Below are 21,002 nucleotides of genomic sequence, written 5' to 3'. Positions count from 1 at the left end.
CTTTAGTCGGAGAAGATTTCGCGGTTGACGGTGTGCAGGTAGGGGATTGCCAGGAAAGGGGTGATGTAGAAGATGTCGTAGAGCCACCAGCCGATGACCGGGAACACCACACCGGCGTAGCGCACGTCGGCGAACATGGTCATGTTGAACACGTAGGCCGACCAAATCACCACGCCCATCCAGCAGGTGACGACCATCCACTGGTGGCCCCACCGCTTCATCTGCAGGAAACCGATCGCGGCGGCCACCCGCATGGAGAAGACCGTGAGAATCAGCCCTGCGACATAAGCTTTTTCGCCCGGCCCGGCCGAGCCGCCGATCCACAGTTCGTTGTAGTGCCAGAAGTAGCCGGCGTCGAACATGTTGCCCCAGCCCACCATCAGCACCCGGTTAATCAGGGTGTGGTTGGCGACCAGGTCGAGCGCCCAACCCAGGGAGTTGAGCATTCCGTCGATCAGCACCAGGTAGCCGATCAGGGTCACGATCATCGGCCGCACCGACAATCCGGCGCGCAGCGCCCGGCGCTGCACCCACACCCCGCGCATGAAGATCGGGAACCCGATCAGGCCCGGCGCCCACATGCCCATCAGGGCGGCGCCGACGATCATCCACTTGTCGGCGTGGCGCTGGGCCTGGCGGGATTCGTCGTGGTGGTCCTCGAGGGTGGTCGCGCTGTTTGCTTGCGCGGCAGCGAGATTCACAGATCCCACCACCCGCGGGTGAACGACATGTAGAGCTGGACGCCGAACATCGCCAGCAGATAGCCGTAGATGAAGATCTGAAAGACGATGAGCGCCCTCTTGCGCTTCTGTTCCTGTCGGTCCATGCCGGTTACTCCCTTCCCTAGGGCGAATTGTTCGAGGTGGCCAGGCTGGCTGCCGCGACTTCACGCAGTCCATCGGTGACCGCGCCGTCGCTGCTCAGCGGCGCGAGTATGCACGCGTCGGCGGCGTCCAATTCGGTTGCGCCGGTGGCGATCAGCTGGGCGGCGGTGACCAGCACCCTCGTCGACGGCGGTTCGAAGTGGAAGGCTTCGTCGGCGGTGCGGATCGCGACGGCGCACCTGACCAGCCGCTGGGCGGTGGCCAACGGGATTCCGGATTCGGCGACGATCACGTCGGCCTCGCGGTCGGGCGGCAGATAATGCATCGCCAGCGTGACGAACCGTTGGCGGAACGAGGGTTTGAGCTCCTTGAGTGAGCTGCGGTAGGCCGGGTTGTACGAACATACCAGCATGAACCCTTCGGGGGCCTTCACCACCTCGCCGGCGCGGTCCAGGTACAACGACCGTCGGTGATCGGTGAGCGAATGCAGGATCGCCAAGGAGTCGTGGCGGGCCTCGACGACCTCGTCGAGGTAGCAGATCGCCCCGGCTTTGACGGCCCGGGTGAGCGGGCCATCGGTCCAGACCACGTCGCCGCCGGTCACCATGAAGCGCCCGACGAGGTCGGAGCTGGTGAGGTCGTCGTGGCAACTGATCGTGACTACCGGGCGCTGTAGCAGCGAGCCCATGTGCTCGACGAACCGGGTTTTGCCGCACCCGGTCGGGCCGGTCAGCATCACCGGCAGGCGCCGCGCAAAGGCCGGTTCGAACAGCTGAACTTCGTTGCCGTTGGCGAAATATGTGTCGGTGGTCATCTCTTCCTCAATCGGCCGGCATTCACGCGGCGACCAGTTCGCGATGGACATGGGCCAATACGCGGGGCAATTCCTCGATACGCCGGATCCGTTGCGACCGGCGCGGCCCGAATACCTCCGGAAGGGGGTCCACCCGGGTCGGCCCGACGCCCACGTAATACATCGACACGCCGGCGTCGTTGGCCTCCTCGACGGCGTGCGCGGCATCGGCCCAGGCGTAACGGCCCTCGTAGCCTTCATCGGAGATCAGCCCGTCACCGATGACGATCAGCAGGCGCCGCTCGGCGGGTTGGGCGAGCAGCCGGCTGGTCAAATGGCGAAGTGGCGCACCGAGTCTGGTGTAGCCGCGGGTGGACAGGCCGAATGTGCTCGGCGGCACGAACCGGCGGTCTTCGAAGTCCTTCAGGCACCGGACTTCGACCCGGTGTCGGGTGTTGCCGGTGAACACGAAAACGCCATGGCGTTCCCGCGCCAGCGTCATGGCACGCGAAAGCACGTCGGCACAGGCCAATTCGAGCTGAAACACGCGTCCCCCGTGCACCCCCAGTGACGAGCTGCCATCGAGCAGTAGTGCGGTGGTGACATCGCGGCCGCTGGGCAACAGGTCGCGAAACACCCTCGGCTCCTTGGCCTCGCCCGTCGTCAGGTCGATGTAGTGGCTGACGTACTGGTCGACGTCGAGGTCCGAGCCGTCTTCGAGGCGGCCGGTCATTGCACGGTGGGTGTGTTCTTCGAACCACTTGCGGACATCGACGGCCACCGGCACCGGACGGCGGAGGCGCCGGCCGTCGGCGTGCTCGACGACAGCGACGTGGTCGTGCATGAATCGCTGTGTCCACATGTTCCACTCGGGATAGGGGATGCCCGGCCGGTGCTGGGGTGTGACGTCGAGATCGTTGTCCTGGGGCCGGCTCGGCGGCGGCAGATTCGGGTTGCGCACACCCCCGTCGCCGCCGACGGGCACCGAGTACGGCCGCGGACGACGCTTCTGTGTGGTGGTCCACGGCATCCTCCCGAAGCTGCGTCGTAGTCTGTCGGTCAATCCCTGCGGCGCCGTGTAGGCCAGCGGCAAAGCGCCCAGCAGCGGAGGCACCGTTAATTCCAGGCCGGTCGCCGCCAATCCGATTGCCCTGTCGAGCATCTGGGCGCCGTCCATGCCCGCGGCCTGGGGGTGGACGTCAGGGAGCAGCCGTTGGACCTCGGGAAGCAGGCCGGGCCACCGCGACGCGATCCAGCCGAGCGCCACGGCGCCTTCGACGAGCGTGAGCGCGCGCAGTTCCCGCGCGGACAGCTCGTTCAGCCGGAATTCGGTGACGCGTTCCTTGGATGGCGAGCATTGCAGGGCCACACCGCAGGTCAGGGTTCTGCGTGTCCAGTCGGAGGGTGCGGGGTAGGGGACGTGGACGAATGTGAGTGCCGCATCCAATCCGAAGCCCCGCCGCTCGCCGGTGACGAGCCACACGCCTTCGCGGCGCTGCTCGCTCAGCGCGACCGCCGTCACGGCGCAGCTGCGTTCCAGCGCCATCGCGCGGCCGTCGGAGTACTCGGAACGCTCGGTCATTCAGAACGTACCGATGTTGGAGAACAGCCAGTACCAGAACCAGATGATCAGCCCGGTGCCGCCCCACGCGGCGACGTAGCGGAGGATCTCCCATAGATAGCCCATGATGTGACTTCCTCGGTGGCGTAGTGGTTTTCAGCGTGCGCGTGGTTCAGTCGGCGAAGAGTTCGCGGTTCACGGTGTGCAAATAGGGGATGGCCAAAAACGGGGTGATGTAGAAGATGTCGTAGAGCCACCAGCCGACGACCGGCAACACGACGCCGGCAAAACGCACGTCGGCGAACATCGTCATGTTGAACACGTAGGTGATCCAAATGACGACGCCCATCCAGCAGGTGATGACCATCCACTGGTGGCCCCATCGCTTCATCTGCAGGAAGCCGATGGCAGCGGCGATCCGCATGGTGAAGACGGTCAGGATGAGCCCGACCTCCAAGGCCTTCTCGCCGGGACCGGCCGCGCCGCCGACCCACAGCTCGTTGTAGTGCCAGAAGTAGCCGGCGTCGAACATGTTGCCCCACCCGTTGAGCAGCACCCGGGCCAGCAGGGTGTGGTTGGCCACCAGGTCGAGCGCCCACCCGACGGTGTTGATGGCGGCGTCGATGATCACGAGATAGCCCAGCAGGGTGACCAGCATCGGCCGGACGGACAGGCCTTCGCGTTGCGCCCGGCGCAGCAACCGGACTCCCCAGAGAAACAGCGGCAATCCGAAGACGCCGAGCGCCGCGGTGCCGATCAGCAGGCTGCCGGAAATGAGCCACTTGTCCGCCCGCCGCTGCGCGAGTTGTGACCGGTGCAGGTGCTCGTCGATGCTCAGGCCGGCCTGCGCGGCGTCACTCGATTCGAGCCTGGGCAGCATCGCGAACCCTCCCCGCCATCGACACTGATTGGATCGGCGCCTGCACTATAACAGACTGACTACAGTCAGCGAAAGACACCGCGTCCGAACACCGCGGTGCAGCACAATGCAAAGGAGTACTGAATCGATGCTGTTCCGCGCAGCCGACGGCCGGCACCCGTAAGGCGTTGCGGCGTCAGGGTTTCAGACTGCGCAGAGTCCTCGCGACGTAGTCCTCCAGCAGGGCGTGTCCGGTGGGCCAGTGGTTGGTGGTGATCAACAAGGCGTACAGACCCAACAGGAAGAACACCGCGCTGTTCATGGGATTGACGTGCGGGTCCGTCTCGCCGCGTTGCTGGGCACCTTCGATCTCCTTGGCCACCAAGACGATCAACGGGTGGTCGCGGCCGTCCTCGGTCTGCGGGCGGGTCTGGGAGAAGTGCAGCGCGAGAAAGTCATTGAAGAGCATGTCGCCCAATCGGCGCTCCAGCCCGACCACCAAGCGGACCGCCTCGTTCAACGCCGACGCCAGATCGTGCTCGGACTTGAGGAATTGCGCGAACTGCTTGGCTATCCGCTCCTCTTCCCGGCGCTCCAACTCCAGCAGTACATGCTCCTTGGTCGGGAAGTGAAAGAAGAAGGTGCCGTGGGCAACTCCCGCGGCGGCGACGATCGCGCCCACGTCGGCCTCGGCCATTCCGGCGCGGGCGAACTCGGCGATCGCGGCGCCCATCAAACGCTCGCGCGTCTGCAGGCGCTTGGCTTCACGCGCCGACAGCCGGTCCGCCACAGCCATCGCTCTTCCTTATAGTTGACCCGACTCATGCCAAAGACGGCATGCTCAACGACCCATTATGCCGCGTCATCACCAAAAGCGCTTGCATACCTCGACTATTCTTCTGGGCATCGAGCGAACCCGGATATCAACTGAGAGCATAGTCATTGACTATAGTCAGTAGGATACCTACATTGAACGGCGCAGACATCACCCGCTACCGAGGGAGTCCGGCATGGCGTTGGAGCAATTCCGGCTGGACGGACAGGTCGCGATCGTCACGGGCGCCGGGAAGGGAGTGGGGGCGGGCATCGCCCGGGTGCTGGCCGAGGCGGGCGCCACTGTCGTCGGGACCGCGCGCACCGAGGCCGATATCGTCGGCACGATCGAGGGCATCGAGGCGGCGGGCGGCAAGGGCCTGGCGCTGGTGGCCGATGCGATGAGCCGCCCGGACGGAGAGCGCGTGGTCAACACCGCCATGGAGCGTCTCGGCCGCATCGACATCCTGGTCAACAACGTAGGCGGCTCCAGCTATGCACGGTTTCTGGACATCACCGACGAGGACTTCCGGCACACCTTCGACTGGTGCGTGACCTCGGCGTTCATCATGAGCCAGCTCGTGGCCGCGCACATGCTCGCCGCCGGGCACGGCTCGATCGTCAACATCTCGTCGGGCTCGGCCCGGTTCGGGATCCGGGCATTGACCGCCTACTGCGTCGCGAAGGGCGGCCTCGAGGCGCTCACCCGCGCCATGGCGCAGGAACTCGCGCCCAAGATCCGAGTCAACGCCATTGCGCTGGGCTCTTTCGCCACCGACGGTCTGCGGGGCAGCCTGGACCTGATGCCCGGATCGCTGGAGAAGATGCTGGCGGCCACGCCCCTGCACCGGCTGGGCGACGTCGAGGACCTCGGCCGGCTCACGGTGTACCTGTGCACCCGGGACTGCTATGCCACCAATGCGATCTTTCACGTCGACGGTGGCCTCGACTCGAACAATTCGCCGCTGCCGATACCGGATTACTGAACCCCCGCAAAGGACGAGGCAGTCGTGCGCAGAGTCATTCAATTCTCCACCGGCAACGTTGGCCGGCATTCGTTGCGGGCGATCATCGGCCGGCCCGATCTGGAACTGGTCGGCGTGCACGCCGCCGGTCCGGAGAAAATCGGCCGGGACGCGGCGCAGCTGTGCGGGCTGGACGAACCGACCGGCATCATCGCCACCGACGACATCGACGCCCTGGTGGCATTGAACGCCGACTGCGTGGTCTACACGTCGCAGGGGGAGACCCGGCCGATGGACGCCATCGAGCAGATGTCCAGGTTCCTGACCGCGGGCACCAACGTGGTCGGCACGTCGATGGTCTGGCTGGTGGCGCCCCGTCACGCCGAGGAGTGGTTGCGCGAACCCCTGCAGCGTGCCTGCGAGGCGGGCAACACCTCGCTCTACGTCAACGGCATCGATCCCGGCTTCTCCGGCGATACGCTGGTGCACGCCGCCGTCAGCCTGGCCACCCGGGTCTCGTCGATCACCGTGCAGGAGATCTTCGACTACGGAAACTACGACAACGCCGAGTTCACCGGTGCCGCAATGGGTTTCGGAACCTCCCCGGACGACGACTCGCCGATGATGTTTCTGCCCGGGGTGATCGTGGCGATGTGGGGCGGTCAGGTCCGCAGCCTCGCGGACCATCTGGGCGTCGAGCTCGACGACGTGCGCCAGCGGATCGAGCGCTGGTTCACCCCGGAGCGCATCGACTGCACCATGATGACGGTGCAGCCCGGACGGATGGCGGCGGTCCGGTTCGCCACCGAGGGCGTCCGCGACGGCGAGCCCGTCATCACCCTCGAGCACGTCACCCGGCTCACCCGGGCCGCGGCGCCCGACTGGGAATATCCGCCCGACGGTCACACCGGGGTGCACCGCGTGGTCGTGGCGGGCGAGCCGCGGGTCGAGATCAACACCCATGTCTCCCATCCGCTGTTCGATTCCACTGACGCCGGGTGCATTTCGACGGCCGCCCGGGTGGTCAACGCGATCGACTGGGTGTGCCGGGCGCCCCAGGGGCTCATCGGTGTCGAGGACATTCCGCTCGCGGCGACCATGCGCGGCGCGCTGTGGCAGGACCGCTAGCCCACCGTTGGGCGAGATCGCTTCATGAATCGCGTCGAACCCATAGGCTGTGCCCTCAGGTGAACGATTCGTTCGGCGGCCGGACAGCCGACTTCGGAAGGAGGGCTCATGACCAAGGTGCGGACGTCCGCGCTCGGCCTGACGGCCACCGCGGTGCTGGTCGGCGCGACGGTGGTGGGCTGCGGCGGGGACAAGAACCCGGCGGCGTCATCGAGCGCGGCGACCTCCACCACCAGCGCCGCATCGCCCTCCTCGGCGGCGCCGGCGGACTACAGCAACCTGTTGATCAAGCCCGGCGACGTGGGCCCCAACGCCACCGCCGACGGCCCGCCCAGCCAGAATCCCAGTGGCATCACCGGCGTGGGACAGGTTTTCAAGAACCCCGACGGCAAGCGCACCATCATGGACACGATCGCGGTGTTCCCGGACCCGGCGACCGCCGCTCAGACGGCGGCGAACATGCGCGACGTCGTCGGCAAAAAGGTCAACGGGCCACAGCAGCCCATCGACATCGGCTCCAACGGGTTCATGGTGATCGGCCAGGGCAGCGATCCGGCCAACCCGATGGAGATCTCCGAGGCGGTCTTCGTCGAGGGCAGAGCGATGGTCGACCTCGAATCCGATTGTGTGATAGGCAATCCCACGCCCGCTGACGTTCTGCTCGACCTCGCCCGCAAACAAGACGCCGCGGTCAAAGCCGGCTTGCCGGCCGGCTGATCGGACCTCACAGGGGCCAGCTGTTCGGCTGGGACGCATAACGCAGGGCGGCGGCCGGCGGCAACGGCCGGCGCTCATCGACCGATATCGCGTCGACGACCAGTGCGACATAGCGTCGCCAGCCCTCGCTGCCCGCATCCATGGTGGACAACACGCTGTAGAGCATCGCCACCAACCGGGGCAGATCGTCGGCGACCAGGTCGGCGCGGATCCTGCCGGCCCGCTGTCCCTCGCGGACGAGCTCACCGAGCGCCTCGTTGAGCGAAACCGAGATGTCGGAGGTGAGGGACCCGGCCCGATGCGCGGCGGCCAGCAGGTTCTGCTCGCGGGCGCCCAGCGATATCGCGGCCTCCACCAGGCGGGTCAGCCCGTGCAGCGGATCCTTCGCGTGGCGGGCGCTGTCGATCACCGGCGTGAGATCCTCGGCAATGCTCTGGTCCAGGGCGGCCCGCACCAGGTCCGCCTTGGCCGGAAATCTGCGGTAAAGCGTTCGCTCGCCGACGCCGGCGCGGCGCGCGACCGCCTCCACCGGCGCGTCGGGGCCCAACTCCGCGTACACCTCGCGGGCCGCGCGCAGGATGCGCTCGACGTTGCGTGCCGCGTCCGAACGCAACGGCCGGTCCTCAACCGCGGTCATGAGACCCAGCGTAACCGACAGTTGACTGCCAACTGGCGGGGCTTTACAGTCTTTAACTGTCAGGCTTCTGCCACTTAACTGGAAACATGGGTCATGTCAATCTCTTTCGAGACCTCCGAATCCCGCGCCGACGCGGAGCTTCCGGTGTTGCCGATGCCGCGGGCCGCGCACTGCCCGCTCGCCCCGCCACCCGAGTTCGTGGACTGGCGGCAACGACCCGGGCTGCGCCGCGCGCTGTTCCAGGGCAACCCGGTCTGGGTGGTGAGCCGCTACCGAGACATTCGCGCCGCGCTGGTCGATCCGCGCTTGTCCGCCAAGACCATTCCGGATTCGATCATGCCCACCGATGCCGACAACAAGGTCCCGGTGATGTTCGCCCGGACCGACGATCCCGAGCATCATCGGTTGCGCCGCATGCTGACCGGCAACTTCACCTTCCGGCGGTGTGAATCGATGCGACCGCAGATCCAGGACACCGTCGACCACTACCTCGACCGGATGCTCGACGGCGGTGCGCCGGCCGACCTGGTGCGGGAATTCGCCCTGCCGGTGCCGTCTTTGGTGATCGCGCTGCTGCTCGGCGTGCTGCCGGAAGACCTGGAACTTTTCCAGTTCAACACCAGCAAGGGGCTCGACCAGAAATCCTCCGACGAGGAAAAGGGCAAGGCCTTCGGGGCCATGTACGCCTACATCGAGGAGTTGGTGCAGCGCAAGGCACGCGAACCCGGCGACGACTTGATCAGCCGGCTGATCACCGAATACGTGGCGACGGGCCAACTCGATCACGCCACCACCGCCATGAACAGCGTGATCATGATGCAGGCCGGCCACGAAACCACCGCCAACATGATCTCGTTGGGAACCGTTGCGCTGCTGGGGAATCCGGAGATCTACGCCAGGCTCGGACAAACGGACGACGCCGCCGTCGTCGCCAACATCGTCGAAGAGCTGATGCGCTACCTGTCCATCGTGCACAGCCAGGTGGACCGGGTCGCGACCGAAGACCTGACGATCGCCGGTCAGCTGATCCGGGCGGGGGAGTTCGTGGTGATGAACCTGCCCGCCGGGAACTGGGACACCGAATTCGTGGATAATCCCGAATCCTTCGACGCCGACCGAAACACCCGCGGGCACTTGGGCTTCGGCTACGGCGTGCACCAATGCATCGGCGCGAACCTGGCCCGGGTCGAGATGCAGGTCGCGTTCGCCACGCTGGCGCGCCGCCTGCCCGGGCTCAGACTGGCGGTGCCCCCGGAGCAGCTGAAGTTCAAGGACGCCAACATCTATGGCATGAAGGAGCTGCCGGTGAGCTGGTAACTACCGCCGCGCCGCACATCACCATCGCCGAGCGTCGAGTTGTTGGCGCCGAAAGCCACGATTTCACGCAACAAGTCGACGTTGGGCAGCGAAAGCCTCAGCAGCTGAACGCGGCGCCCACGCCGTCCGGCGGCGGCGTCGAGCGCAGGCAGCCGAACGGTTCGACCCCGGCCGGGCTGAGCTTGGCCGCCGACTGGCGCGCGTAGTTCACGCAGTACAGGCCGGCCTGGTCGGCGCGGCACCGGTACTCCCCGAACGCCAGCGAGTCCCCGTTGGCCAGCTCCGTCCCGTTGCCGTTGACGAACGGACCCGGATCGGCCCGGGCGGACCCGACCTGCAGGCTCGTCCCGTCGAAATCGACCCAGCCGCCTTGCCATTGGCCGTAGGCCGTCGCGGGCGGCGGGGCGGGATGGGTCAGGCTCACCAGGCAGACCACCGCGCCGCCGGTGTGCTTGGCATCCGTCATGCACGAGACTTTGCCGGCCAGGGCCGACACCGCGATGTCGTCGCCCAGCGGCGTGGCCACGCCGTCGCGGGTCGCCGTGTGGTAGCGGCTCGGATCGGCCGGGTGGCCTGCCTCGATCCAGGTGATGACGTCCGACATCGCCGCACCGGCGGCCGGCGCGCCCGAGGGCCCCGGCGGTTTGCTGCTCGACGGACCGGCGGCGGACCCCGACGGCGTCGCCGCACCGCTCGGGGTGGGCTCCGAACGGCCGCCCGTCGTGTGTGCGCACCCGGCGACCAGTACTGACGCGGCGATCATCGCAGCTATCCGCATGAAGTCAGGCTAACCGGCGCGGCGGGCAACAAGGCGCTGCGCGCGCGTCGGCGCCGTCACGTCGGTTACCGTCGATTCATGCATGACCGCACCGTCCGCGCCCGCACGGCCACCGGCATCGTCGAGGGCTTCACCCGCGACGGGGTCCACCGGTGGCGGTCCATCCCGTACGCGCGCCCGCCGGTGGGCGACCTGCGCTTCCGCGCGCCGCAGCCTGCGCAGCCGTGGTCGGGCGTCCGGCACTGCCACGGCTTCGCCAATTGCGCGCCGCAGCAGCGCCGTTACACCCTGCTCGGCCTCTCCGGCCTCGGCGGCCGCTATCAACCCATGAGCGAGGACTGCCTCACCCTCAACGTCGTCACGCCGGAGGCGCCGGCCGAGGGGCCGCTGCCGGTCATGGTGTTCATCCACGGCGGCGGCTACTTCCTGGGCAGCTCGGCGACACCGCTGTACGACGGGGCGGCGCTGGCCCGGCGCGGGTGTGTCTACGTGTCGGTGAACTATCGCCTGGGTGCGCTGGGCTGCGTGGACTTCTCGTCGCTGTCGACGCCGGAAATCCCCCTGGAGAGCAACCTGTACCTGCGCGACCTGGTGCTGGCGTTGCAGTGGGTGCGCGACAACATCGCCGAGTTCGGCGGCGACCCGGACAACGTCACGATTTTCGGGGAGAGCGCCGGCGCCTGCATCACCGCCACGCTGCTGGCCGTCCCGGCCGCCAAAGGCCTGTTCGCTCAAGCGATTTCGGAAAGCCCGGCCTCGGGACTGGTGCGTTCCCAGGAGGTCGCCGCCGAATTCGCGAATCGCTTCGCCAACCTGCTCGGTGTGCGCCGCCAGGACGCGGCCAACGCGCTGATGCAGGCGTCGGCGGCCCAACTGGTCAAGACCCAGCACCGGCTGATCGACGAGGGCATGCAGGACAGGCTGGGCGCCTTCCCGATCGGGCCCGTGGTCGGTGACGACATCCTGCCGACGGACCCGGTGGAGGCGATGCGGCGCGGCGAGGCGCACCGGGTGCCGCTCATCGTGGGCACCAACGCCGAAGAGGGCCGGTTGTTCACCCGGTTCCTGGCCATGCTGCCGACCAACGAATCGATGGTCGAAGAGCTGCTGGCCGACGCGGAACCGGCTGTGCGCGAACGCATTACCGCCGCCTATCCGAACTATCCCGACCGGTCCGCGTGCATCCAGCTCGGCGGTGACTTCGCCTTCGGCTCGGCGGCCTGGCAGATCGCCGAGGCCCACTGCGCGCACGCACCCACCTACCTCTACCGGTACGACTACGCCCCGCGCACGCTGCGCTGGTCGGGTTTCGGCGCCACCCACGCCACCGAGTTGCTCGCCGTGTTCGACGTCTACCGCACCAGGTTCGGCGCGCTGTTGACCGCCGCGGCCGACCGGCGGGCCGCGCTGCGGGTGAGCAATCAGGTGCAGCGGCGCTGGCGGGCCTTCAGCCGCACCGGCGTGCCGGGGGAGGACTGGCCGCGCTACACCGCCGCCGAGCGCGCCGTGCTGGTCTTCGACCGGAAATCGCGCGTCGAGTTCGATCCGCACCGGCACCGCCGGATGGCCTGGGACGGCTTCTCACTGGCGCGCTGACCTGGCACGCTAACCCTCATGCATGCCGAGACCGAGCAAGTCATCGAACGACCCAGCGACCTGAGTGCCTCCTGGCTGGCCGCGGTGATCGGCACCGGCCCCATCGCGGACTTCTCGGTCGAGCGCATCGGCACCGGCCAGATGAGCGAGTGCTACCGGATCCGGCTGCGCTACGCGCAGGCCGATGCGCGGGGACCCGAGTCGGTGGTGCTCAAGGTCGCGGCCACCGATCCGGTCAGCCGGCAGACCGGCCTGGCGCTGGGCCTCTACGAGCGGGAGGTCCGCTTCTACGGTGACCTCGCGCCGCGGCTGGGCGGACCGATCGCGCCCTGCTACCACGCGGCCGTCGACACCTCGACCGGCGTGTTCGACCTGCTGTTGGGCGACGCCGGACCGGCCGTCGTCGGCGACGAAATCGCCGGTGCCACAATCGAACAGGCCCGGCTGGGGGTTGTCGAGCTGGGGCGGCTGCACGGCCCGCTGCTCGGCGACATCTCGCTGGCGCAGGCGCCGTGGCTCAACCGCGACGCGCCGCTGAACCAGGCCATGATCGCGCCGCTGTACGCCGGTTTCGTGGAGCGCTACGGCGACCAGATCGCGCCCGAGCACCGGGCGGTGTGCGAACGCCTGGTGGCCGCGTTCGACGGCTATCTTGCTCAGGAGCCGGGCGTCCGGGGCCTGGTGCACGGCGACTACCGGCTGGACAATATGCTGTTCGGCACCGCCGGGGCCGAGCGCGCGCTGACGGTGGTCGACTGGCAGACCGTGTCGTGGGGACCCGCGCTGACCGATCTCGCCTACTTCCTGGGGTGCGCGCTGCCCGCCAAGGACCGCCGCGAACACTACGACGCGCTGCTGCGGGCCTACCACGAGGCGCTGGGCCCGCAGCCGCCCATCACCCTGGCCGACGTCGCCGACGGGGTCCGCCGGCAGAGCTTCTTCGGGGTGATGATGGCGATCGTCTCCTCGATGCTGGTGGAACGCACCGACCGCGGCGACCAGATGTTCATGACGATGCTGCGGCGGCACTGCGACCACGTGCTCGACACCGACGCGCTGGCGACGCTGCCGGCCGCGAGCGCGCCCGAGCCATTGCGGCCGTCGCCCGAGGACGAACTCGCCCACGATCCCACCACCGAACCGCTGTGGAGCGAGAGCTGGTACGCCGACTTCGCCGATCCCGCACAGGGATTGGGCGGCTGGTTTCGCCTCGGCCTGGTCGCCAACCAGCAGACCGCGTGGGTGCACGCGTTGGTGTGCGGCCCCGACATACCGACCGTCGCCGTCGACGCGCAGGTGCCGCTGCCGCCGGATCCGTGGACGGTGCGCACCGACACCTTCGAGATCACGCATTCCGCCGGCGCGCCGCTGCGCAGTTACCGCGTCGACGTGCGGGCCCTGGCCCAGGCCTACGCCGACCCGGCGGCGCTGCTGCGCGGGGAGCCCGGCACCCCCGTCGCGATGACCATGAACCTGGATTGGCACACCGACGGCACGCCCTACAAATACGCGATGACGACCCGCTACGAGATTCCGTGCACCGTCACCGGCAGCGTCACCATCGGCGACACCGCCTACCGCATCGAATCCGTTGCCGGACAGCGCGATCACTCCTGGGGGGTGCGCGACTGGTGGAGCATGGACTGGATCTGGAGCGCACTGCACCTCGACGACGGCACCCACCTGCACGGGGTGAACATCCGCATCCCCGGCGCACCCGCCTTCAGCATCGGCTACACCCAGGGCGCCGACGGCGAAGTCACCGAACTGCAGACCGTCGACTCGCGAGAATCCTTCGGCGACAACGGATTACCGCTGGACGCGACGCTGGAACTCAACCCGGGCGAGATCACCGCGCAGGTGGACGTGCGCGGCCAGGCGCCGGTCCGGCTGGTCGCCGCCGACGGGCGGGTCAGCCAGTTCCCCCGTGTCTGGGCCGCCGTCAGCACCGGAGACGGCCGCCGGGGCGTCGGTTGGCTGGAATGGAACCGCAATCTCGGCGAACGGATCGGGTGAGCGGATCGGCACCCGTCGTGGTGATGGGCGTCTCCGGGTCGGGCAAGTCGACGGTCGGGGTGACGCTCGCCCGGCGCTTGCGGGTCCCGTTCGTCGATGCCGACACCCTGCACCCGCCCGCCAACATCGCCAAGATGGCGGCCGGCACACCGCTCGGCGACGACGACCGCCGCCCCTGGCTGGACGAGGTCGGCGAATGGCTGGCCGCCCATCGCGACGGCGGCGTGGCCGCTTGTTCGGCGTTGAAGCGGGCGTACCGCGACCGGCTGCGCGCGCACTGCCCGGACGTCGCGTTCCTGCGTCTGTCCGGTTCGGCGGCGCTCCTCGGCCCCCGGCTGGCGGCCCGGTCCGGCCACTTCATGCCGGCCGCGCTGCTGCAGTCGCAGTTGGACGCCCTGGAGCCGCTGGGCCCCGACGAGGCGGGGTTGACCGTGGACGCCGGCCGCGAGGTGGATTCGATCGTCGACGTCGTCCTGCGGGCCCGCCGGTAGCCGACCCCCGGGCCGTCGTGTAGCATTCTGCTACGGACTGTAACGGGGTGTTGCGGTCGCGGGGCGTCGAGGAGGATGTGATGGCCGAGGCCGTCGATCGGGTCACCCGGGTCGCGTCCGATCTGATGGACAGCGCGGCGGCCGAGGGCGCCCGTCAGAGCCGCTCGGCCAAGCAGCAGCTCGACCACTGGGCGCGGGTCGGGCGTGCGGTGTCCAGCCAGCACACCGCGTCCCGGCGGCGGGTCGAAGCCGCGCTGGCCGGCCGGCTGTCCACCGCCGAACTCACCGTCGAAGAGGGCGTGGTGTTCAACGCCGAGATCTCGGCGGCCATCGACGAAAGCCTGGCGCGCACCAACTACGGGGCGACGCTGGCCGGGCAGGGTGTCACCACGGTGGCCCTCAACGACGATGGCGAGATCGTCGAGCACCGGCCCGACGGCACCGCGGTGGTGCTGGCCGGCCGGCGCTGACCCGGCACCCGCGGGCGGTCCGGCGGCCGGATGGAGCGACTCGACGTGGTGGTCGGGCCCAACGGCGCCGGCAAGTCGACGTTCATCGCGTTGACCCTGGCGCCGCTGCTGCCGGGCAGCGTGGTGGTCAACGCCGACGAGATCGCGCGGCAGCGCTGGCCGCAGGATCCGGCGTCGCACGCCTACGACGCCGCGAAGGTCGCCGCCGACACCCGGGCGAAGCTGATCGACCTGGGCCGGTCGTTCATCGCCGAGACCGTGTTCTCCCACCCGTCCAAGCTGGACCTGCTGCACGCCGCCCGCCGCGCCGGCTTCACCGTCGTGCTGCACGTGCTGCTCATCCCGGAAGACCTTGCCGTCGAACGGGTCCGGCACCGCGTGCGGGCCGGCGGCCATGACGTGCCGGAAACCAAGATCCGCGAGCGGCATCGCCGGTTGTGGACTCCGGTCGCCGAGGCGATGACCCTGGCCGACCTGGCCACCGGCTACGACAACAGCCGGCTGCGCGGGCCGCGTGTGGTGGCCCGGCTCAGCGGCGGGCTGACGGTCGGTGCCGTCGACTGGCCGGCGTGGGCACCCGAGACCTTGCGGTCGCGTTGGCCGGTCTAACCGCTCACCAGGACAGCTTGCGGCGTCCGGTCCCGACCTGGCCGCCGACCCGCTCGCGGGCGGTGTCGGCCAGCAGGCTGCCGCGCTGCCGGGCGGTTTCGGCCAGCTCCTCGCCGCGCACCCGCGCCGTGCCGGCGAGCTTCTCGCTGCGCTTGCGTGCCTTCTTGGCCAGCTTCTCGCTGCGCTTGCGCGCCTTCTTGGCCAGCGGCTTGCCGCGCTCGGCGGCCTCCTCGGCGAGTTCCTCGCTGCGCTTGCGTGCCTTCTGGGCCAGATAGGCTGCCCGCTCGGCGGCCTCGTCGGCCAATTCCTCGCCGCGCTTGCGTGCCTTCTTGGCCAGCGGCCTCCCGCGCTCGGCGGCCGTGCTGGCCAATTCGCGGCCCCGTTCGAGTGCCGCTTCGGCGTACGGCGCGCCGCGTTCGGCGGCCGTGCTGGCCAATTCGCGGCCGCGTTCGAGTGCCGCCTCGGCGTACGGCGCGCCGCGTTCGGCTGCGGTGCTGGCCAATTCGCGACCCCGCTCGGCGCCGATCTGCAGGCCGTGCGCAATCCGCTCGCCCAGCTCCGACAGGTCGGCCTCGAACCCCGAGTCGTCGGAGCCGGGCCACGCCGAAGACACCCGTTCCGAGAGCCGCTCGGCGGCCCGCCGTCCGCGCCAGCCCAGCGAGGGCTTGCCCGCGGTGTCCGCGGAGGCGATCAACAATCCGCCCAGCAGGCTCAGGTCGGTGAGAAACTGTTGGCGCTTCTGGGCTTTGGCCACCGGGTCGCTTTCGTTCCAGAACGAGTGCGCCCCGAGGTTGGCCGGCAACACCGTCAGCGCGAGCGCGGCCGAGGCGACCCGGGGCAGCTTGCCGGTGGCCAGCAGCAGACCGCCGCCGATCTGGACCGCCGCCGTGATCTGTGCGACCGTCTCGGGATCGCTGGGAATGTTGCCGCTCACCGGATCCGGTAACGCCTGCAGCCCGTCCACGGCCGGCGCCGCCGCCTCGGCCGCCGATTTCGGGTTGAGCAGTGAGTTGACTCCTTGCCCGATGAATGCCACTGATAACAGGGGTCGCGCGATTCTCCTGATCACCATGGCCGGTGTATTACCCGGCTCGTTGTCGAGCAAACCGTGGTGCCGATATGCCCAGCTAGTGCCGCGCCGCGGCGCTGCGGCGGCCCGGCGGGTGCGGCTAGGGTGAAGTGGTGCGAGCGTTGATCATCGTCGACGTGCAAAACGATTTCTGCGAGGGCGGCTCGGTGCCGGTGGCCGGTGGCGCGGCCGTGGCGCCCGCCATCAACGCCTACCTGGACGACGCTCCGGGCTACGACTACGTGGTGGCGACGCAGGATTTCCACATCGACCCGGGTGATCACTTCTCCGACCGGCCCGACTATTCGTCGTCCTGGCCGGTGCACTGCCTCGCCGGCAGCGCCGGCGCCGATTTCCGGCCCGAGCTGGACACCACCCGCGTCGACGCCGTCTTCCGCAAGGGCGCCTACGCCGCGGGGTACAGCGGCTTCGAGGGCGTCGACGACAACGGGACGCCGCTGCTGGAATGGTTGCGCCGGCGCGGGGTCGACGAGGTCGACGTGGTCGGCATCGCCACCGACCATTGCGTGCGGCGGACCGCCGAGGACGCGGCGCGCGCGGGCCTGACCACCCGGGTGCTGGTGCACCTGACCGCGGCCGCAGCGGAGGATTCGGCGGCCCGGGCGCTGGACGAAATGCGAAGCGCCGGAATCGAATTGGTCGGAGCACGCTGATGGTGGCGCCCCTGGATCGACAGCAGCTGCTGGCCGCGGTGGAGCGCTCGCCGCAGGCCGCCGCCGAGCACGACCGCGCCGCGTGGGTGGCGTTGTTCACCCCCGACGGCCGGATCGAGGACCCGGTCGGCTCGCGACCGCATCTCGGGCGGACGCAGATCGGCCGTTTCTATGACACGTTCATCGGCCCCCGGGACATCAGGTTCCACCGCGACCTCGACATCGTCTTCGGCACGACGGTGCTGCGCGACCTGGAGCTCGAGGTGGCGATGGGCCCGGCGGTCACCATGTACATTCCCGCGTTCCTGCGCTACGACCTTCGAGAAACCAACGGCGAGTGGCTAATCGGCGCGCTGCGCGCCTATTGGGAGCTTCCGGCCATGATGGTCCAGTTCCTGCGCAGCGGCCCGGGCGCGGCGCGCCCCGCCGTGGACCTGTACCGCGGGCTGCTGCGCAATCAGGGATGGCGGGGCAGCGCGGGCTTCATGGCCGGCTTCCGCCGCGTGGGCGCGCCGCACCAGCGGCTGGTGCGGCGCTTCCTCGACGCCGTCGCAGCCGGCGACAAGTTCGCCGCTGCGCAGGCGTTGTCATCAACGGCGGCAATAACTTTGGGCGACCGCGACCCGATCGAACTGGCCGAATTGGCCGAACAGTTGGCGGGGGCGGGCCTCACCAAGATGAACAGCGTCGGCCCCGCCGTGGCGGTCTCGCTGCATTCGGGTCACGGCCGCGCCATCGTGTTCGCCGATGTGGCCTGGCGGGCCAACGCGATCAACCGGATCCGCTACTTCCCGGCCTGACCTCGCGCCCGATTCAGCGGAGAGCCATCCAGGCCAGCGATGCTGCGGACAGACACAGGTAGGCCCCGGGAAACGCGATGTTGTACAGCACGCCGGCCCGCAGGTGCGTCAGCACCGCACCGACGAAGAACACCACCAGCCCGGCGGCCGCGGCGATTCCCAGCGCCGGCAACCCCAGCAGCCCGACGACGAGGCCGGCGGCCCCGGCCAATTTCGCCGCACCCAGCGCGGGCAGCCAGGACCGCGGCACCCCGACCTCGGCCGAGTTGGCCAGCACGAATCGCGCCGGGACGAAGTCGGCCACCGCGATCGCGGCGGTGATGGCCGCGGTGAACAGTATGATTCCGACGAATACGGTGTTCATGTGCATCAATCCCTTGCCGCGCAGCCGTTTCCGGGGTTCTCGCCGCGGCCGGCCGCGCGGGTACACAGCGCCCCGCGACCCGCGATCGGTATGGTCATGGTCGTCTCCTTGGCATGTCGGAGGGATGCGGTCACCAACTTGACGACTGCCGTGCGGAAAAGGTGACCCATGAACGCCCCACGAAATTTGGCGGAGCTGGCGCAGCGTTTCGACGACGACCGGCGCCACCTGAGGTCGGTCGCGTTCCAGCTGCTGGGTTCGCTGGCCGACGCCGACGATGCGGTGCAGTCGGCCTGGCTCAAGGCCAGCCGCGCGGACTTCGCGGCGGTCGACAACCTGTCCGGCTGGTTCACGACGATCACCGCGCGCGAGGCCCTCGATCAGCTGCGGGCGCGCAAACGGCGTGCCGAGCTACCGCTCGCCGCGCCCGAGGAGCTGGACCGGCTGGCCGTGCCGGCGTCGTCGCCGGCCGACGAGGACACCCTGCTGGCCGAGTCGGTGAGCACCGCGCTGCTGGTGGTGCTCGATCGGCTCTCGCCGGCGCAGCGCGTCGCCTTCGTCCTGCACGACGTGTTCGCCATGCCGTTCGAGACGATCGCCGAATTGTTGAACCGGTCGCCGGACGCCGCCAAGAAGCTGGCCAGCCGGGCCCGCGACCGGCTGCACGCCGCCCCGGCCGGCCCACCCCGCCGGGACGGGCACCGGATCGAGCGCCACGTCGAGGTGGTGCAGGCGTTCCTGGCGGCCTCGCGCGGCGGTGACATCGCCGCGCTGCTGCAGCTGCTGGCCCCCGACGTACTGCGCACGGTCGATCCTGTCCTGGTGCCCGCGGACGTGCCGACCGCGCTGCGCGGCGCCACCCGGGTCGCGCAGGAGACCCGTCGATTCGCCGGGCGGGCCCGCGCCGGTGCTGTCATGCTCATCGACGGGACACCGGGCATCGTGATCGCTGCCCGCGGGCGCGCCCAGATCCTGTTGATGATCGGCATCGGGGCCGACGATCGCATCCACACGATCGACATCACCGGCGACCCTGAGCGCATCCGCCGGGCAACGCTGGCGCTGCCACCCGCCGGCCGGTTCAGGAACATCACAACCTGATCGGGTACCAAGGACGTCAGAGGACGCCGGCCACCGGACCGGCACCGGGCCAGACCGGGAGGACCATGCTCGATAGGCCGTTCGGACGGCGCAGCCTGCTGCGCGGTGCGGGCGCGCTTTCCGCGGCGGCGCTCGCCCCATGGTCGGCCGGCTGCGGCTCCGACGACGACGGCGCGCTGACCTTCTTCTTCGCGGCCAATCCGGAGGAGCGGGACGCGCGGATGCGCATCATCGACGAGTTCGCGCGCCGCCACCCCGACATCAAGGTGCGAGCGGTGCTGTCCGGGCCCGGCGTGATGCAACAACTTTCGACGTTTTGCGTCGGCGGCAGATGCCCCGACGTGCTGATGGCGTGGGAACTGTCCTACGCCGAACTCGCCGACCGCGGTGTGCTGCTGGATCTGGGCCCGCTGCTGGCGCGGGACAAGGCGTTCGCCCAGCAGCTGCAGGCCGACAGCATCCCCGCGCTGTACGAGACCTTCACCTTCAACGGCAAGCAGTACGCCCTTCCCGAGCAATGGTCGGGCAACTACCTGTTCTACAACAAGCGGCTCTTCGACGAGGCCGGAGTGCCGTCGCCGCCCACGGCGTGGGAACACCCTTGGGACTTCACCGAATTCCTGAACGCGGCGCGCGCGCTGACCAAGCGTGACGCCTCCGGCAGGGCCGCCCAGTACGGATTCGTCAACACCTGGGGCTCCTACTACTCGGCCGGCCTGTTCGCCATGAACAACGGCGTGCCCTGGTCGGATCCGCGGCTGAACCCGACTCACTTCAACTTCGACAACGCCGCCTTCCAGGAGGCGGTGCAGTTCTACGCCGACCTGGCCAACAAATACCGGGTCGCCCCCAATGCCTCGGAGACACAGTCGATGTCGACGCCCAACCTGTTCGCCGTGGGCAGGGCCGCCATGGCGCTCGGCGGGCACTGGCGCTACCAGACCTACATCCGCGCCGAGGGCCTTGATTTCGACGTCGCTCCGTTGCCGGTCGGTCCGGCGGTCGGCAAGGGGCAGCCCGCCTGTTCCGACATCGGCGCCACCGGGCTGGCTATCTCGTCGAGCAGCCCGCGCAAGGAGCAGGCCTGGGAGTTCGTCAAGTTCGCCACCGGGCCCGTCGGGCAGGCGCTGATCGGTGAATCCTGCCTGTTCGTTCCGGTGCTGCGCTCGGCGCTCAAATCGGACGGATTCGCCAGGGCGCACCGGCGGGTCGGCAACCTCGGCGTGCTGACCGATGGACCGGCCTTCTCCCAGGGCCTGCCGATCACCCCGGCGTGGGAGAAGGTCAATGCGTTGATGGACCGCAACTTTGGGCCGATCCTGCGGGGCAGCCGGCCCGCGACGTCATTGGCCGGGCTGTCCCGCTCCGTCGACGAAGTGCTGCGCAGCCCATGACCGCGCTGGACACCGAGGCGGGCCGG

General features: G+C 69.0%; 23 protein-coding genes. 13 read left to right on the top strand and 10 right to left on the bottom strand.

Annotated features, from left to right (window positions below; genetic code table 11):
* Window positions 1-2: 2 nt before the first annotated feature.
* The 6 genes from MAA44156_RS08840 to MAA44156_RS08820 all read right to left on the bottom strand — a co-directional run bounded on the left by MAA44156_RS08840 (window position 3) and on the right by MAA44156_RS08820 (window position 4,833).
* A complete protein-coding gene (locus MAA44156_RS08840; RefSeq protein ID WP_009976699.1) occupies window positions 3-701 on the bottom strand; it encodes a hypothetical protein in 699 nt (232 codons plus the stop codon).
* Window positions 698-826, bottom strand: coding sequence for a hypothetical protein (locus tag MAA44156_RS23675; RefSeq protein WP_009976700.1), 129 nt, complete (start codon window positions 824-826; stop codon window positions 698-700). Before MAA44156_RS23675 ends, MAA44156_RS08840 begins: the two co-directional genes overlap by 4 nt.
* Before the next feature lie 17 nt (window positions 827-843).
* A complete protein-coding gene (locus MAA44156_RS08835) occupies window positions 844-1,638 on the bottom strand; it encodes a CbbQ/NirQ/NorQ/GpvN family protein (RefSeq protein WP_009976702.1) in 795 nt (264 codons plus the stop codon).
* A 22-nt stretch (window positions 1,639-1,660) separates the two neighbouring features.
* Window positions 1,661-3,199 (bottom strand): nitric oxide reductase activation protein NorD, encoded by a 1,539-nt coding sequence (locus MAA44156_RS08830; protein WP_009976704.1) that lies wholly within the window; start codon window positions 3,197-3,199, stop codon window positions 1,661-1,663.
* Between the two features lie 151 nt (window positions 3,200-3,350).
* On the bottom strand, window positions 3,351-4,058 hold the full coding sequence (locus tag MAA44156_RS08825; RefSeq protein ID WP_009976710.1) for a hypothetical protein: 708 nt from the start codon (window positions 4,056-4,058) through the stop codon (window positions 3,351-3,353).
* Between the two features lie 175 nt (window positions 4,059-4,233).
* Window positions 4,234-4,833 (bottom strand): TetR family transcriptional regulator, encoded by a 600-nt coding sequence (locus tag MAA44156_RS08820; RefSeq protein WP_023865869.1) that lies wholly within the window; start codon window positions 4,831-4,833, stop codon window positions 4,234-4,236.
* Between the two features lie 214 nt (window positions 4,834-5,047).
* On the opposite strand from MAA44156_RS08820, the gene MAA44156_RS08815 reads away from it, so the two are divergent.
* The 3 genes from MAA44156_RS08815 to MAA44156_RS08805 all read left to right on the top strand — a co-directional run bounded on the left by MAA44156_RS08815 (window position 5,048) and on the right by MAA44156_RS08805 (window position 7,660).
* A complete protein-coding gene (locus MAA44156_RS08815; RefSeq protein ID WP_009976713.1) occupies window positions 5,048-5,836 on the top strand; it encodes an SDR family NAD(P)-dependent oxidoreductase in 789 nt (262 codons plus the stop codon).
* 24 nt (window positions 5,837-5,860) lie between these two features.
* The gene (locus MAA44156_RS08810; RefSeq protein ID WP_009976715.1) at window positions 5,861-6,943 is read left to right on the top strand and encodes an NAD(P)H-dependent amine dehydrogenase family protein; all 1,083 of its coding nucleotides are present in this window, start codon (window positions 5,861-5,863) and stop codon (window positions 6,941-6,943) included.
* A 108-nt stretch (window positions 6,944-7,051) separates the two neighbouring features.
* Window positions 7,052-7,660, top strand: a complete 609-nt coding sequence (locus MAA44156_RS08805; protein ID WP_009976716.1) for a hypothetical protein — start codon at window positions 7,052-7,054, stop codon at window positions 7,658-7,660.
* A 7-nt stretch (window positions 7,661-7,667) separates the two neighbouring features.
* On the opposite strand, the gene MAA44156_RS08800 is transcribed toward MAA44156_RS08805, so the two are convergent.
* Complete coding sequence (locus tag MAA44156_RS08800; RefSeq protein ID WP_009976717.1) at window positions 7,668-8,297, bottom strand: TetR/AcrR family transcriptional regulator; 630 nt, start codon at window positions 8,295-8,297, stop codon at window positions 7,668-7,670.
* A gap of 93 nt (window positions 8,298-8,390) precedes the next feature.
* On the opposite strand from MAA44156_RS08800, the gene MAA44156_RS08795 reads away from it, so the two are divergent.
* Complete coding sequence (locus MAA44156_RS08795) at window positions 8,391-9,614, top strand: cytochrome P450 (protein WP_009976718.1); 1,224 nt, start codon at window positions 8,391-8,393, stop codon at window positions 9,612-9,614.
* 97 nt (window positions 9,615-9,711) lie between these two features.
* Here the strand turns inward: MAA44156_RS08795 and MAA44156_RS08790 are convergent, their stop codons facing one another.
* Window positions 9,712-10,392, bottom strand: a complete 681-nt coding sequence (locus tag MAA44156_RS08790; RefSeq protein ID WP_023861532.1) for a hypothetical protein — start codon at window positions 10,390-10,392, stop codon at window positions 9,712-9,714.
* 78 nt (window positions 10,393-10,470) lie between these two features.
* Between MAA44156_RS08790 and MAA44156_RS08785 the strand changes: the two genes are divergently transcribed.
* The 5 genes from MAA44156_RS08785 to MAA44156_RS08765 all read left to right on the top strand — a co-directional run bounded on the left by MAA44156_RS08785 (window position 10,471) and on the right by MAA44156_RS08765 (window position 15,574).
* On the top strand, window positions 10,471-11,988 hold the full coding sequence (locus MAA44156_RS08785) for a carboxylesterase/lipase family protein (RefSeq protein ID WP_009976720.1): 1,518 nt from the start codon (window positions 10,471-10,473) through the stop codon (window positions 11,986-11,988).
* A gap of 18 nt (window positions 11,989-12,006) precedes the next feature.
* Entirely contained in the window at window positions 12,007-14,004 is a 1,998-nt protein-coding gene (locus MAA44156_RS08780) for a DUF7064 domain-containing protein (RefSeq protein WP_009976721.1), read from the top strand.
* Window positions 14,001-14,495: a gluconokinase gene (locus MAA44156_RS08775; RefSeq protein WP_009976723.1), complete on the top strand. Its 495-nt coding sequence runs from the start codon at window positions 14,001-14,003 to the stop codon at window positions 14,493-14,495. The genes MAA44156_RS08780 and MAA44156_RS08775 overlap by 4 nt, the downstream gene beginning before the upstream one ends.
* Window positions 14,496-14,575: 80 nt before the next feature.
* On the top strand, window positions 14,576-14,965 hold the full coding sequence (locus MAA44156_RS08770) for a TA system antitoxin ParD family protein (RefSeq protein ID WP_009976725.1): 390 nt from the start codon (window positions 14,576-14,578) through the stop codon (window positions 14,963-14,965).
* A gap of 30 nt (window positions 14,966-14,995) precedes the next feature.
* A complete protein-coding gene (locus MAA44156_RS08765) occupies window positions 14,996-15,574 on the top strand; it encodes an ATPase (protein ID WP_003876749.1) in 579 nt (192 codons plus the stop codon).
* 4 nt (window positions 15,575-15,578) lie between these two features.
* On the opposite strand, the gene MAA44156_RS08760 is transcribed toward MAA44156_RS08765, so the two are convergent.
* Window positions 15,579-16,646 carry a DoxX family protein gene (locus MAA44156_RS08760; RefSeq protein WP_003876748.1) on the bottom strand — a complete coding sequence of 356 codons (1,068 nt, stop codon included), beginning with the start codon at window positions 16,644-16,646 and terminating at the stop codon, window positions 15,579-15,581.
* 110 nt (window positions 16,647-16,756) lie between these two features.
* Between MAA44156_RS08760 and pncA the strand changes: the two genes are divergently transcribed.
* Window positions 16,757-17,317, top strand: coding sequence for a pyrazinamidase PncA (pncA, locus tag MAA44156_RS08755; RefSeq protein ID WP_155251422.1), 561 nt, complete (start codon window positions 16,757-16,759; stop codon window positions 17,315-17,317).
* Window positions 17,317-18,117 (top strand): nuclear transport factor 2 family protein, encoded by an 801-nt coding sequence (locus tag MAA44156_RS08750; protein WP_009976729.1) that lies wholly within the window; start codon window positions 17,317-17,319, stop codon window positions 18,115-18,117. Before pncA ends, MAA44156_RS08750 begins: the two co-directional genes overlap by 1 nt.
* Window positions 18,118-18,130: 13 nt before the next feature.
* Here the strand turns inward: MAA44156_RS08750 and MAA44156_RS08745 are convergent, their stop codons facing one another.
* Window positions 18,131-18,481 carry a DoxX family protein gene (locus MAA44156_RS08745; RefSeq protein ID WP_003878038.1) on the bottom strand — a complete coding sequence of 117 codons (351 nt, stop codon included), beginning with the start codon at window positions 18,479-18,481 and terminating at the stop codon, window positions 18,131-18,133.
* A 168-nt stretch (window positions 18,482-18,649) separates the two neighbouring features.
* On the opposite strand from MAA44156_RS08745, the gene MAA44156_RS08740 reads away from it, so the two are divergent.
* Together MAA44156_RS08740 and MAA44156_RS08735 are read left to right on the top strand one after the other, a co-directional pair.
* On the top strand, window positions 18,650-19,582 hold the full coding sequence (locus tag MAA44156_RS08740) for a sigma-70 family RNA polymerase sigma factor (RefSeq protein ID WP_009976731.1): 933 nt from the start codon (window positions 18,650-18,652) through the stop codon (window positions 19,580-19,582).
* A 65-nt stretch (window positions 19,583-19,647) separates the two neighbouring features.
* Window positions 19,648-20,976: an ABC transporter substrate-binding protein gene (locus MAA44156_RS08735; RefSeq protein ID WP_009976732.1), complete on the top strand. Its 1,329-nt coding sequence runs from the start codon at window positions 19,648-19,650 to the stop codon at window positions 20,974-20,976.
* Window positions 20,977-21,002: the final 26 nt, after the last annotated feature.

Source organism: Mycobacterium avium subsp. avium (genome assembly GCF_009741445.1).
Lineage (GTDB): Bacteria > Actinomycetota > Actinomycetes > Mycobacteriales > Mycobacteriaceae > Mycobacterium > Mycobacterium avium.
Note: the sequence above shows the minus strand (reverse complement) of the source record. Positions and strands in the feature narration are given on the sequence as shown.